The organism is Serratia sp. PL17 (assembly GCF_017832355.1).
Classification (GTDB): domain Bacteria; phylum Pseudomonadota; class Gammaproteobacteria; order Enterobacterales; family Enterobacteriaceae; genus Serratia.
This window is the reverse complement of the sequence record NZ_JAFIBY010000001.1, coordinates 182,230-194,465: the sequence shown is the minus strand read 5'-3', so window position 1 is coordinate 194,465 and position 12,236 is coordinate 182,230. Positions and strand designations below refer to the sequence as shown.

Sequence of the window (12,236 nt, the reverse complement as noted above, 5' to 3'; positions counted from 1 at the left end):
TTACGCTTGCGTGAAAATCAACTGTTCCAGCAAGTGATTCGCCACCGTCGGCGCCTTGCGCGGGAAAATCGCCTGCCGCAGGGCCTGGCTTTCAATTACGTCCAGAATCAGTTGGGCAAGCTCGTGCGGATTTAACGCCGCCGCTATTTCGCCAGCTCGCTGCGCCAGGACGATAACCTGCACCAGCGCCTCCGTCAGTTGCTGCTGGTTGGCATCAAACTTCTCCGCCAAAGTGGCATTGCGGGCAACCTCCGCCACGATTTCCGTCGCCAACTGAACGCTGTCCGGTGATGAGACAAAAACATGATAAGCGGTGAAAAAGTCGGACAGCGCCTGCCGGGGCCGGTGTTTACCCTCAACCAACCGTGCGGCGAACTCCGTGAAGAACGCATTCTCCAGAAGCGCTATTTCACCGATCAAGGCGTCCTTACCGGCAAAATGGTTGTAAAGGTTGCCCACGCTAACACCCGCAGCCTGTGCGATATCTCGCATACTGGTCTGGTGAAAACCCTTATGGGTAAAGCTGTGCAATGCGGCATCAACAATTTTTTCTCGGTTTCCCATGAGCCTGTCTCGCGGTTGAAAGGTGGCTAGCGACATTCAATTTATTACGCAAGTGAACGAACGTTCGTTCACTTTTAATGGCAGCATACAGAATGTCAAACCGACGAGTTTGAACCAAAGATAAACAACCCGCAGAAGGGTAAAGCGAGAAAGGCGCTAACCCCGTTGCCCAGGGTTAGCGTAGAGACGATCAGTGCAGTGCACCCTCTTGTTTAACCGAGGTGAAGGCCTGCATCAGTTTCACCACGTCCTGCATGCCAACGTTCACCTGATTGATCACTTCCCCGGCGTCGTGCGTCAGAGTCACCCCACCACCAGCCTGATCCACGCAGGTTGCCATGCCGGCAATCGCCGCTGCCACGCCGTGCTGAATGGATTTGGTCATTCGCTCTATCTCCGTCGCCGCCTTACGCGATTGCTCTGCCAGCGTGCGCACTTCATTGGCCACCACGGCGAAACCCCGCCCGTGCTCGCCCGCATGTGCGGCCTCAATCGACGCGTTGATCGCCAACAGGTTTGTTTGGGAAGCGATTTTACGGATAGCCTCAACAATGGTACCAATTTGCTGTGAGCACTGGCCCAATTCACTGATCACATCAGACGTTTGACGCGCTGCCGCCTCAACCTGCCGCATGCCTTCCACCGCCTGCTGAACGATGAGCGCGCCCTGCGATGCCTGCCGGTCAGTATCCAACGACAAATGGTGCACGTTGCGTACCATCTCCTCTTCATGCTGCTGTTGCATCATGAGTCGGGTGATGTCTTGAGCGATTTTTACAACCTTTACCAACCGCCCATTTCCGTCGAGGATCGGATTATAACTGGCTTCCAGCCATACCCTGTCCCCACGGCGGTTGACGCGTTCAAAGCGCCCGGTGATAAACTCACCGCGAGACAGTCGCTGCCAGTGTTGGCGGTAATCATCGGAGGCAGCAAACTCCGGCGTGCAAAGCACCGCGTGTGACTGCCCGCGCGCTTCTTCCAGCCGATAGCCAATGACCTTCAACATATTGTCGTTGGCGTCGAGGATCGTTCCCTGCGCGTTGAACGTGATCATCGCCATGGAACGATTTAACGCCGCCAATAAACTCTGATGTTCCTGCGCCTGAGTAATGCGTTCCGTCACTACGCTGGCGATCTTGACGATCTCCACCACCTGGCCTTTCTTGTTTAAGACCGGTGCATAGGTGCCCTGCAACCACACTGTTTCGCCGTCTTTGCGAATGCGTTTTATATTATCCGTGATCGGCTTACCATTATTTAACATATCCCAATGTTTGAGATAGGCAGAACTTACGACATATTGCGGGTCACAAAAAATACGGTGATGCTGGCCAATCACCTCCTGCCGCTGGAATCCCATGGTCTGTAAAAATAAATCATTGGCGCGCAGCACAGTGCCATCTGGTTTAAATACAATCATGGCAACGGCATTTTCTATCGCACTCAACTCAGCGCGGCTGTGGGTATTTAACTGACTGAATCGTAACAGCATAATGTGGGTGTCCTTCTGGCAGATGATTTAGCGAGAAAACGCTTTTCATTTTATTTTCTTGCACGCTGCGCCCACACACAGACGTGCAACACCCTGAGAAACAGGCGAGCCTAATTTCCCCGGATAGACGATAGTAACCGAGTTAAAAACATCAATTTAGTTATGTGATTATTATTTTTTGAATAAATAATTAAATTAGGATTTTTGTTACAAAGAACTGTATTCAGAATAACGCAAGTTGAAGAAATTGAAAGGGAAACGCGAAGTTTTATTGGCGCCGGCGACAAAACCGGCACCCGGGGAATTAACGCCAGCGTTCTGCCGCCCACGCGGCTTGTTGTTCTGCGTCATGGAAGGTCCAGGCCACAAAACGGCTGATCTTTTGTCCCTGCGCCATCTCAATGGTGCGGACTTCGGCGGCACCCGCCAATTTTAACGCATGGTAAATCGACGGCAGCGTCGTGTTTTTAGAAATCAACGACGTAAACCACAGGCAATTCTGCGCCTTGCTGACGCTTTCCTCGACCATTTTACGCACAAAGGCTTCTTCGCCCCCTTCACACCACAGCTCATTATTTTTACCGCCAAAGTTCTGCACCGGCTTGTCCGCCACCTCGCCTTTGCCCAGCTTGTGCAGCTTGCGGCGGGTACTCGCATGCGCTTCTTGTTCAGAACCGTGGAACGGTGGGTTACACAGCGTAGCGTCAAACTTCTCTGCCACACCGATAATACCGTTAAAGATGAATTCCGGCTGTTTTTGCAAACGCAGGCGCACGCTGTTTCTCAGCGTTGGGTTCATCTCGACGATCATTTTGGCCGAATTAAGTGACACGGGGTCGATCTCAGATCCGGTAAAGCGCCAGCCGTACTCGCGCAGGCCAACGATCGGATAGATACAGTTGGCACCAATACCTACGTCAAGGATCGCCACACCTTTACCGCGCGGGATTTCGCCACCGTTACTGGTTGCCAGCAAGTCCGCCAAGTGGTGCAGGTAATCTGCGCGACCAGGGATCGGAGGGCAAAGGTAGTCGGCTGGAATATCCCAATGCTCAATACCATAAAAATGTTGCAGCAACGCACGGTTGAGCATTTTAACCGCTGCCGGATCGGCAAAATCCACTGAGACATCCCCCCAGGCGTTCGGCTTGACGAACGGCTCCAATGCCGGGCAACTGGCGATCAGTGCAGGGAAATCATAGCGTGAGCGATGACGGTTACGCGGGTGCAGGCCGCTTTTCTGCTGCGGGAAGGTTTTCTTTTTTTCCACCGTGACGGGCTCTCTTAAAGGTATTTCTGGCGCGTAAGATACCATAAAGCGCCGCTAAACTTGCAGCTGGCGGGAAACACGTCAGAATAAAAGCTCTCTTATCTCATGACAGGTCACTTATGAGCAGTGAGTCTCGTTATTATTATGAACCCGCCGCAGGCCACGGGCTGCCACACGATCCGCTGAACGCCATCATCGGCCCACGTCCGATCGGCTGGATCTCATCAATCAGCGCTGCCGGCCAACGCAATCTGGCGCCCTATAGCTTTTTTAACTGTTTCAACTACCGCCCGCCGATCGTTGGCTTTGCCAGCAGTGGCTGGAAAGACAGCGTCGCAAATATTGTCGAAACAGGCGAGTTTGTCTGGAATCTGGCGACACGCCCACTTGCCGATGCCATGAATAACAGCTCTGCCAGCCTGGCACGGGGTGAAGACGAATTTGCCTTTGCCGGCGTGACGCCGTTAGCCAGCCGCCGGGTAAAGGCTGAACGTGTAGCGGAAAGCCCGGTCAACTTTGAATGCCGTCTGTCACAATGTATTCAATTGCAAAATGCTGCCGGGGAAAAGGTAGACACCTGGTTGGTACTGGGGGAAGTGGTTGCCGTGCATATCGATCCTGGCTTGCTGGACGAGCACGGCATCTATCAAACCGCGGCTGCCGAACCGATCCTGCGTGCGGGAGGCCCCACGGCTTACTATGGTATCTCGGAACAACACCGTTTCGATATGATTCGCCCGGACGCGCAAAAGCGCTGAGCAAGCCACCCTTTCTCCGTTTGGAGAGAGGGTCAATTAACAATCAAAAAATCTGAAAAAGATTATCAATACTCTCCGATTTCATCCTGCCTGCCACTGCGCAATAATCATTCCATCGAAAGGCAACCCCCTTTCACCCTTATAAAATTGACAGGAATGACCATCATGAAAAACATCAAAACTTTTGCTGCTGCCATCGCTCTTACTGCGGTTTCTTTCACATCTTTTGCTGCAGAACACGTTAGCGCACAGGACGCCGTCCAGTTTGAAAAAGCCGGTGTGATCACCGCCAGTGGTGCTACCGATCTGAGCAGCTTGAAAGCCCAGCTCTCCGCCAAAGCCGATGCAGCAGGTGCCAAGGCCTTCACCATTACCTCCACCAGCGGCAACAACCTGATGCATGCCACGGCTGTCATCTATAACTGATCGACCGATTAGAAATAAAAAAGCCCGCCGATACGCGCTATCGGCGGGCTTTTTTCATGGTCGTCAGGCCAGGCGTGCGTTTATCGCCGCGGCAAAATCACGACACATCTTCTCATCGCCTTCCGCGTTGTCCGCCAGTACTTGCTCACCATCCACCACGCGGATATGCGCCGCCAGATCAAAATCCGCTGCGGGTTGAGGCCGCGTAGCAGCATCGGCAATCGTCTGGCGCGCATCCTGCCATGCCTGAGCCACCGTCTGGTTACAAGACTGCGCCAGATAATCGGGGTTAAAGCCTTCCCCGGTCAGGCTGCGCAACGTATCGTCATGGCTCACGCTGTTTCCCGGTAGCCAATAGTGACGCGCCAGATCCGGTCCAATGGCCGGGTTGTCAGTAAGATAGCCGTCACGCTGCAGGAAAAATTGGCGCGTCTGTTCAACGGCCATTAGCGCCAGCAGATAACCTTGATAGGAACACGCCGACTCCAGAGACAACAAGTGTGGGATGGCCAACGTTGGGCGCGGGCTACCGCTAATGCCCAGAATCTTACGTTCAACTTCACGTGCCAACGCGGTGATCGCTTCTGGCGTGCGCTGTTCGTCATCCCACTGATACAACGCCCACTCAAAGTAAGGCACCAGCAGAATATGGCGTTCATTGAACGCGCGCATCGGTTGACGTGCGGCGATGCTGGCCTCAATTAATGCATCCGGCACCGGTTCACCGGCGGCATTTTTCGCATAGCGCTTCAACCAGTCGGCGTCGTCCAGCAGGCTGTCGCAAAACATCGACTGGGTTTCAGCATAGGCCATCGAGGTCGGCGGAAACTCTTGTGAGAAACAGGGGGCATTCTGGCAAATATTGGCAAAGTGCGCCGCGTGGCCGCCTTCGTGGAACAACGTGTTCAAACCATGAGCACCGCTACCCACCTGGTCCGGCTGCGCCAGGCTGGTGAAGTTAATGCGTGCCGGTAGCCATTTCCCCTCTTGAATGAACGGCGGCACCGGGCCATGCATAAAACCATTTTCATATTTGCCCTGGCGTACCAACAGATCGAGATCCATTTGCGCACCGCGGAACCCAATATGCAGACGTTTAAAACTGTTGATCCAACGCTCAAGCGACTGCGCAAACGGAAAGTATGGATCCAGTTGGCGGGTCACATCACCCGCGCTGGCAAAGCGCACATTCCAGGGTTCTAACGCTTGCTCGCCTTTTTCCGCGGCCAACTGCTGCAAGCTGCGTGAGTTCGCTTCGCGGGTTTGCTGTTCGAAACGATCCAAAATGGCGAACAACTGCTCCGGCGTCATACGCTCGGTTTTATTCACCTTGTAGTCAAAGTAGTTACGAAAACCCATCTGGCGCGCAAAGCGATTGCGCAGGCTAATCAGCTCCGGCAAACCATTATGCAGTAGCCATTGCTCCAGCTCGCGCAACGCGTTTTGTGAACTGCGGCGGTATTCTTCGTTTTCATTGGTGGCCTGGTTGGTCAGCAGTTCACCGAGCGAGGCGTTCACCCGCTGCCCAGCCGCATTCAGATGGCTAACCGGATTGCTCTTGCGTCGGGTATAAAGATCCGCCTCGGCGCTGATAATTTGGTCCAACAGTGTCTGGGCGTCGGCGTCTTCAATCGCGTTGCAATCAAAAAACCGCAGCCAACCGTTCAGCCCATGTTGCAGAGCATCTCGCTGCGCATCCTGCGGCAAAATCTCCAGCCCGGCCAGCAACTGGCGAATTTCAGCCAACCGACGCGGCTCGGCGATAAAGCGCTTGTAGGCGCTCTCCGCTGCAGAGAAACGCGCGGAAACGTCATCACCGCCCATGCCCATATAATTCTGCCAGAACAGATCTTCTTTGGTGCGGTGAACGTCAAGGTAATCCTGATTCAATTGATTGAAGTAATCGAGAGCCTGTTGCATAACCATCCTTTCAGAGCCGATTTGCGAAATGTTCCAGTATAGCCAATGGATTTACGCGTCGCGTAAACGTTCCAATCCCTGTTCCAGGGTGTCTGCTTCACCGGTTGCTACCAGGCAACAGGCAATTTGGCGCTGGATCGCCAACGGGATCGCAATGTCACCCGCCAGGCAACGTTCTGTCCAACGTGCCGTGGTCTCTGCATCTTTCGCTGCCGGTAAATCAGGCGTTTCATCCTGCACCGGACGCTCTAGCAGCACCTGCTGCTCACCGTCGACAATGTAATGAATCTGCGGGCAACGCTGCGGGTTGGCATAGGCTTCACCTTCGGTGCCGTGCATCAGTAACCCACGCGCCCCAATCTGGCGGAAGAATGACGCCACACGGCCAACGTACTCAGGGTGCGACACACTGGCGATACGCAACACGTCCTGCTCGGCAAACGGCGTCGCCAGTTTGGCTAGCGTATGGGCGCTGTTGCGCACCCCCATGCGCCAGCGCATACCCAGTTGACGTTCCAGGGGCGCTGACAAGGCAGATACCGGGATAAATACCGTTTCCCCCTTATCGAGGCGGTGTTGGGCATGGGCAGCCTCTTGCGACCAGGGTAGGCCCAGCAACGTAAAGGTGTCGGCGCTGGTCACGCGGGTGCTGTCATCCAACACGCCATGTACCACCACCGGCAGGCCAACGCGCGTCAGCAGCAGCGCCAATAGTGGCGTCAGGTTCGCCTGTTTGCGCGCACCATTATAGCTGGGCAACACCACTGGCATCGGTCGCCCTTGCGGTGCCTGCAAACGCATCACCTGTTGCTGCATGGCCTGGTAAAAGCCGATCATTTCCTCTTCGGCTTCCCCTTTAATGCGCAGGGCGATCAAGATACCGCCCAGCTCCAGTTCGTCCACTTCACCGGCCAGCATCTTTTGATAGAGCTGAAAGGCAGTTTCCCGGTCGAGATCGCGTGCGTGGTTCTTGCCACGGCCTATTTCTTTGATAATTTTGGTGTAATCCATCGCCTGCATCCCCTAATTCAGTCTGGGATTAGCATACCTTATCCACGCCGCCGCTCAACCTCATCCGCCAGTTGCTGTTGGGCAACGTCACCGGCACGCAATGCAGCGACAACCCCGTCAACGTCTTCGGCGCTGCGGTTCTGGCTCATCTTCCATTTACCTTCCCGGTGGGTCACTGTGATTTCAATACCGACAATGCCCTTCATCTGCGCAGCAATATAATTGGCAGGCGCATCTTCCCTATGCCAGGGCTCAGGTTGACGGCCCTCTTGCAGCGCCGTTAATCCGTCCAACTGTTGCCGCAGCCAGCCTGCGTCCTCTGTCACTCGCGGCACACCTCGCAGTTGCACCACGCTGTAATTCCAGGTCGGCACGGCTTTACCGGTTTGCCGTTTGGTTTCATACCAACCCGGCGAGATATAGCCCTGTAGCCCCTGAAATACCACCAGACATTCCTGCACGGCCTGCAACAATGGCCAGTGAGGGTTGGCGCGGGACAGGTGCGCCCGCAGATGCACGTGGCCCTGTTCATCCGCATCAATCAAGAACGGCAACGGGTCCACCACCAGGCCCTGGTCTCCATGGCTAATGAGCATCCCCAGCGGGTTGGCACGCACCAGCGCAATGTGGCTCTCCAGACAGTCGTCACGGAATGAGGCGGGTTGATACATGGTGTCAGGCTTCCTTCAGCGCAATGGAATGATGAGATAGCAATAGCACCCGACGACCGTTGATTAAAGAGCCACTTTGCGCTGTTGTTGAATGATCCACCTTAACAGCACAAAGGCGACAAGCATGGCCAACAGGTTGTAGATCATCGCTCCGGCAAACGCCTGCCCATAGCGTTCTGCACCAGCGTCACCCACCAACAAGGGGACAAAAAACGCGCCGCTGGCGGCAATCCCCATTGCACCACCAACCTGCTGCACGGTGGAAATCACCCCCGCAGCCATGCCGGCCTGCTCTTCTTTGGCCAGCCCCAGAACCAGATTAAGTAATGGCGTCATACTCATCGCCTGACCAAAACCCAGGATCAGCAGCCCCGGCAGGAGCCACAATGGTTGCGCCAACGCCGCTCCCCACACCACTTGCACCACCAACAGCGCCATTCCGGTTGCATAGATCACCACGCCAAACGCCAGAACACCATTCCCCCAGCGCTGCACAAACGTCGGTGCGAGGAATGAGGCCAGCATAAATGCCACGCTGGCGGGTGCAAACAGGCTTCCCGCCTGAAACGGCGTCAGGCCCATTCCCGATTGCAACAACAGGGCAAAACACAAAAAGAAGGAGGAAGCCGTAGAGTAAATCGCCAGCACCACCACCACACCCGGGGTAAAACTCCCCTGGCGAAGCAGCGCCGGATCCAGTACCGCATCGGCGGAACGCATCGACAGTCGACGTTCCCAGCGTATAAAGGTCCATAGCACCCCCAAACCCAGTGCCAATACCGGCAATATCCACCAGGGCCAACCACGCGATGGTCCCTCCAACAGCGGAACTAACAGCAATAACAACCCTGTCGCGGCCAGCAGTAATCCCATGCCATCCAACCGCTGAGCCTGTTCGAGACGTGATTCCGGGAGACGCCGCGCCGCCAAGATCGCCAATGCACCGATCGGCAAATTAATCAGAAAGATCATGCGCCAGCCGCTACCGAAAATATTGGCTTCAATGATAAATCCACCGAAGATCTGCCCCAAAATGGCCGCCAGCCCCAGCGTCATTCCTAACCAGGCAAAAGCGCGCCGCCGTTGATGTGGGCCGTACAGCACACGCAGCAGCGCATAGATCTGCGGAAACAACAGTGCCGCCATCGCCCCTTGCAAAAAACGCGCTGCGATCAACATGGCCAGAGACGTCGCCAAGCCACACAGTGCCGACGCCAGCGTAAACCCCAGCATGCCCAGACTGAACATCCGGCGTCGCCCGAAACGATCCCCCAAACGCCCGCCTGCAATCAATAACACGCCAAATGCCAGCTCATAGCCGGCAATAATCAGCCCGACACCGGCAAAATCAGCGGCGAACTGCTGCTGAATGACGGGCGCAGCCACGTTCACTACGAACAGGTCGAATACGGTGACAAAGCCCCCCAACAGCAACACGGGCAACCCCACCAGGCGACGATCACCCTCCGCTAATGACTGTTCCATAAATGCCTCCAAATATTGAGATGGCAGCAGTATGGAACATGTCCTAAACTGTTACTATATAGCCAGTTATACTATTACTGAGAGCAACAGGACAGTCACTATGCCACCGCGTACCCTCAACCGAACCCGTCAGGATCTGGCGGATTTTCTGCGTCAAAAGCGCGAAAAATTGTCACCGCAGGCTGTCGGTCTGCCAAGCGGCACCCGACGCCGTACGCCCGGACTGCGGCGTGAAGAAGTCGCCGCGCTGGCAGGGGTCGGCCTCACCTGGTACACCTGGCTGGAACAAGGGCGGGAAATCAACGTCTCGGTGGATTTTTTGGAGAACCTGGCACGTGTGCTGAAGCTGGATGCAACCGCCCGTTACCATCTGTTTTTGCTGGCACATCAACGTCCCCCCGTGCCGGTTGGCCATCAATGGTGCCAGGTCTCGCCGCTGGTGCGTCGTCTGCTGGACGATCTGTACCTTCGTCCGGCTTACGTCATGAACCTGAGTTGGGACATCATCGCCTGGAACCCTGCTGCGGAACGGCTGTTCGCCATTGGCGACCGCCCGGCAGAACAGCGCAACATGTTATGGATGCTGTTCGCCGATCCCCACCTCAACCAGCGTCTGGTGGAATGGCAGGCGCAAGCGCCGCAAATCCTTGCCAGCTTCCGTCGTGACTACGCCCGCGCCCCGGAAGATGCCACCATGCAGCAACGAGTACAGGCACTGGAACAGGTCTCACCACAGTTTCGCCAGCTGTGGCAACAGCATGACATTCACGGCCGTTGTCAGGGAGAGCGCACGTTCAATGTGCCCGGAGCCGGTCAGGTGACGTTTGAACATGCGTCGTTCATTGTCGATGAGGAAAATCATTTGCGGTTGGTGATGTACAGCGCGCTGGCGCAATGCCCGACCAGCGCGGCGTTTGAGGCGTTATTACAGGCGTAAGGCTATTTACGGCTGTCAAAAATCAACTTGCAGGCCAACCCGGCGAACACGCTGCTCAGCAGGTAGTTCGGCCAACGGGCACTGAACTGGCGGCCGACAAAGCGGCTTTTCATGCTGCTGACAGCCATGATAAGCCCGCCGTTAATCACCAAACCCACCAGATTTAGCACTGTCGCGAGCAGCAACATTTGCGCCACCAGTGAACCGGCATGCGGATCGATAAACTGCGGGAACAGTGCCAAAACGAACAGCGCCATTTTGGGATTGAGGATATTGGTGAACAACCCTTGCCGGAAAATTCGGACGGTTGGCACTGCCGTTAATCCGGCAGATGCCTGCAAATGGCTGCCAGAACGTAACGTTTTCCATGCTAAATACAGTAAATACGCCGCCCCCAGTAGCCGCACCGTATCGTAGGCCAAGGGTACCGCGACAAACAGTTGTGATAAGCCCAGGGCCGCCGCCAGAGCATGGCAGTAGGTGCCCAGTTGGATGCCCGCCAGAGAGGCGAAACCGGCTCGACGCCCCTGGCTAACGCTGCGTGAAGCAATCAGCAACATATCTGGCCCTGGGGTGACCGCGAGCGCCAGACAGGCGCCGGAAAACAGCAAAATGGTGGAAGCGTCAATCATAAGTCACCCGTACGCAGCATGGTGGGAAGCAGGCGTTATCATATGCCAGCGCTAAATCACTGCCAAGGTGCTTTGGGCGTGAAGGCCGACAGCAGCGCCTCAATGGCCACCCGCACCCGTAGCGGCATGGTGGTGCCTTTCAGCCACACCACGTTAATCGCCAGCCCCGCGCCACAACTGCCTGGCAAAATCTCTTGCAATGTCCCCGCAGCGAGTGCGTCGTGCGCCAGCCAATGCGGCAACATGGCAATCCCCTGTCCTGCGCAAACTGCGCTGAGTGCCGCCTCCATATTGCTCAGCCGCAAACGGGTCGGCAGGGTCACGCGCTGTACTTTTCCTTGTTCATCCATTAACTGCCAGGGCGGGCTATGGCCATCGCGTAGCAGGCCCACCGCCTGATACCGCGATAACTCAGCGACCCGATCTGGCTCGCCTTGCCGCGCCAGATAGGCCGGGGCGGCACAGAGTATTTGCTGTTGTTCACCCAATTGGCGTGCGGTGATCGCCGCCGCATCGCCTGGCGAACCGATACGCACCGCCAGATCGATCCCCTCTTCCGCCAGATCAACCCTACGGTTGGAAAACAACGCGTCGATCTGCAACAGAGGGTAACGATCCGCCAGCGACAATAGCGGCGGTATCACCCACTTTTGGCCAAACAATACCGGTAGCGATACCCGCAATCGCCCTTCTGGCGTATGGGCACGGGCCGCGAGCTGGTTTTCCGCCGCTTCCAGCGCTGCCAATGCTTTCAGGCAATCGTCATAAAACAGTTGCCCTTCGTCAGTCAAAGACAGACTGCGGGTGGTGCGTTGAAATAGCCGCACCTGTAACCGCTGTTCCAGTCGCGCCACGGCTTTCCCCACGGTTGAACGGGAGAGCCCCAACTGCTCTGCTGCGCGACTAAATCCCCCCGCCTGCACCGCCTGCACAAAAGCGCGGATCGCATGGAGCCGTTCACTGGAAATCATGCTGGCCTCTTATTGACGATATTAATTCGCCTATTAAACGATGAAACACCGCCACTGGCTATAACAAGCACTGAGTACACTGAAGGCAGGCTTTTT

12 protein-coding genes are annotated in these 12,236 nt (G+C 55.8%); 3 read left to right on the top strand and 9 right to left on the bottom strand.

Features of this window, described 5'->3' with window-relative positions; genetic code table 11:
* From JOE25_RS00950 to rlmF, 3 genes are all read right to left on the bottom strand, one after another.
* Positions 1-564, bottom strand: coding sequence for a TetR/AcrR family transcriptional regulator (locus tag JOE25_RS00950; protein ID WP_209632350.1), 564 nt, complete (start codon positions 562-564; stop codon positions 1-3).
* A gap of 190 nt (positions 565-754) precedes the next feature.
* A complete protein-coding gene (locus JOE25_RS00945) occupies positions 755-2,059 on the bottom strand; it encodes a PAS domain-containing methyl-accepting chemotaxis protein (protein WP_209632349.1) in 1,305 nt (434 codons plus the stop codon).
* Between the two features lie 304 nt (positions 2,060-2,363).
* Positions 2,364-3,329 (bottom strand): 23S rRNA (adenine(1618)-N(6))-methyltransferase RlmF, encoded by a 966-nt coding sequence (gene rlmF / locus JOE25_RS00940; protein WP_209632348.1) that lies wholly within the window; start codon positions 3,327-3,329, stop codon positions 2,364-2,366.
* 119 nt (positions 3,330-3,448) lie between these two features.
* Between rlmF and JOE25_RS00935 the strand changes: the two genes are divergently transcribed.
* Together JOE25_RS00935 and JOE25_RS00930 are read left to right on the top strand one after the other, a co-directional pair.
* Positions 3,449-4,087 (top strand): flavin reductase family protein, encoded by a 639-nt coding sequence (locus JOE25_RS00935; RefSeq protein WP_209632347.1) that lies wholly within the window; start codon positions 3,449-3,451, stop codon positions 4,085-4,087.
* A 165-nt stretch (positions 4,088-4,252) separates the two neighbouring features.
* Complete coding sequence (locus JOE25_RS00930; protein ID WP_209632346.1) at positions 4,253-4,513, top strand: YdgH/BhsA/McbA-like domain containing protein; 261 nt, start codon at positions 4,253-4,255, stop codon at positions 4,511-4,513.
* A gap of 63 nt (positions 4,514-4,576) precedes the next feature.
* Here the strand turns inward: JOE25_RS00930 and JOE25_RS00925 are convergent, their stop codons facing one another.
* The 4 genes from JOE25_RS00925 to JOE25_RS00910 form a co-directional block, all read right to left on the bottom strand.
* On the bottom strand, positions 4,577-6,433 hold the full coding sequence (locus JOE25_RS00925; protein ID WP_209632345.1) for a M3 family metallopeptidase: 1,857 nt from the start codon (positions 6,431-6,433) through the stop codon (positions 4,577-4,579).
* Between the two features lie 51 nt (positions 6,434-6,484).
* Positions 6,485-7,444 (bottom strand): DNA-binding protein YbiB, encoded by a 960-nt coding sequence (gene ybiB / locus JOE25_RS00920; RefSeq protein ID WP_209632344.1) that lies wholly within the window; start codon positions 7,442-7,444, stop codon positions 6,485-6,487.
* Between the two features lie 38 nt (positions 7,445-7,482).
* The gene (locus JOE25_RS00915) at positions 7,483-8,115 is read right to left on the bottom strand and encodes an FMN-binding negative transcriptional regulator (protein ID WP_209632343.1); all 633 of its coding nucleotides are present in this window, start codon (positions 8,113-8,115) and stop codon (positions 7,483-7,485) included.
* A gap of 63 nt (positions 8,116-8,178) precedes the next feature.
* Positions 8,179-9,600: an MFS transporter gene (locus JOE25_RS00910; RefSeq protein ID WP_209632342.1), complete on the bottom strand. Its 1,422-nt coding sequence runs from the start codon at positions 9,598-9,600 to the stop codon at positions 8,179-8,181.
* Positions 9,601-9,700: 100 nt separating this feature from the next.
* Here JOE25_RS00910 and JOE25_RS00905 point away from each other — a divergent pair, with 100 nt between their 5' ends.
* Positions 9,701-10,537: a helix-turn-helix transcriptional regulator gene (locus JOE25_RS00905; protein ID WP_209632341.1), complete on the top strand. Its 837-nt coding sequence runs from the start codon at positions 9,701-9,703 to the stop codon at positions 10,535-10,537.
* A gap of 2 nt (positions 10,538-10,539) precedes the next feature.
* Here JOE25_RS00905 and JOE25_RS00900 read toward each other — a convergent pair whose 3' ends face one another.
* Together JOE25_RS00900 and JOE25_RS00895 are read right to left on the bottom strand one after the other, a co-directional pair.
* Positions 10,540-11,169 carry a LysE family translocator gene (locus tag JOE25_RS00900; RefSeq protein WP_209632340.1) on the bottom strand — a complete coding sequence of 210 codons (630 nt, stop codon included), beginning with the start codon at positions 11,167-11,169 and terminating at the stop codon, positions 10,540-10,542.
* A 56-nt stretch (positions 11,170-11,225) separates the two neighbouring features.
* Positions 11,226-12,140: a LysR family transcriptional regulator gene (locus JOE25_RS00895; protein WP_209632339.1), complete on the bottom strand. Its 915-nt coding sequence runs from the start codon at positions 12,138-12,140 to the stop codon at positions 11,226-11,228.
* Between the last annotated feature and the right edge of the window lie 96 nt (positions 12,141-12,236).

Coding starts and splice junctions, on each gene's coding strand:
- JOE25_RS00905 (WP_209632341.1), top strand. CDS start 9,701: ATGCCACCGCGTACCCTCAACCGAACCCGTCAGGATCTGGCGGATTTT.
- JOE25_RS00915 (WP_209632343.1), bottom strand. CDS start 8,115: ATGTATCAACCCGCCTCATTCCGTGACGACTGTCTGGAGAGCCACATT.
- JOE25_RS00925 (WP_209632345.1), bottom strand. CDS start 6,433: ATGCAACAGGCTCTCGATTACTTCAATCAATTGAATCAGGATTACCTT.
- JOE25_RS00900 (WP_209632340.1), bottom strand. CDS start 11,169: ATGATTGACGCTTCCACCATTTTGCTGTTTTCCGGCGCCTGTCTGGCG.
- JOE25_RS00950 (WP_209632350.1), bottom strand. CDS start 564: ATGGGAAACCGAGAAAAAATTGTTGATGCCGCATTGCACAGCTTTACC.
- JOE25_RS00935 (WP_209632347.1), top strand. CDS start 3,449: ATGAGCAGTGAGTCTCGTTATTATTATGAACCCGCCGCAGGCCACGGG.
- JOE25_RS00910 (WP_209632342.1), bottom strand. CDS start 9,600: ATGGAACAGTCATTAGCGGAGGGTGATCGTCGCCTGGTGGGGTTGCCC.
- JOE25_RS00895 (WP_209632339.1), bottom strand. CDS start 12,140: ATGATTTCCAGTGAACGGCTCCATGCGATCCGCGCTTTTGTGCAGGCG.
- JOE25_RS00930 (WP_209632346.1), top strand. CDS start 4,253: ATGAAAAACATCAAAACTTTTGCTGCTGCCATCGCTCTTACTGCGGTT.
- JOE25_RS00945 (WP_209632349.1), bottom strand. CDS start 2,059: ATGCTGTTACGATTCAGTCAGTTAAATACCCACAGCCGCGCTGAGTTG.
- ybiB (WP_209632344.1), bottom strand. CDS start 7,444: ATGGATTACACCAAAATTATCAAAGAAATAGGCCGTGGCAAGAACCAC.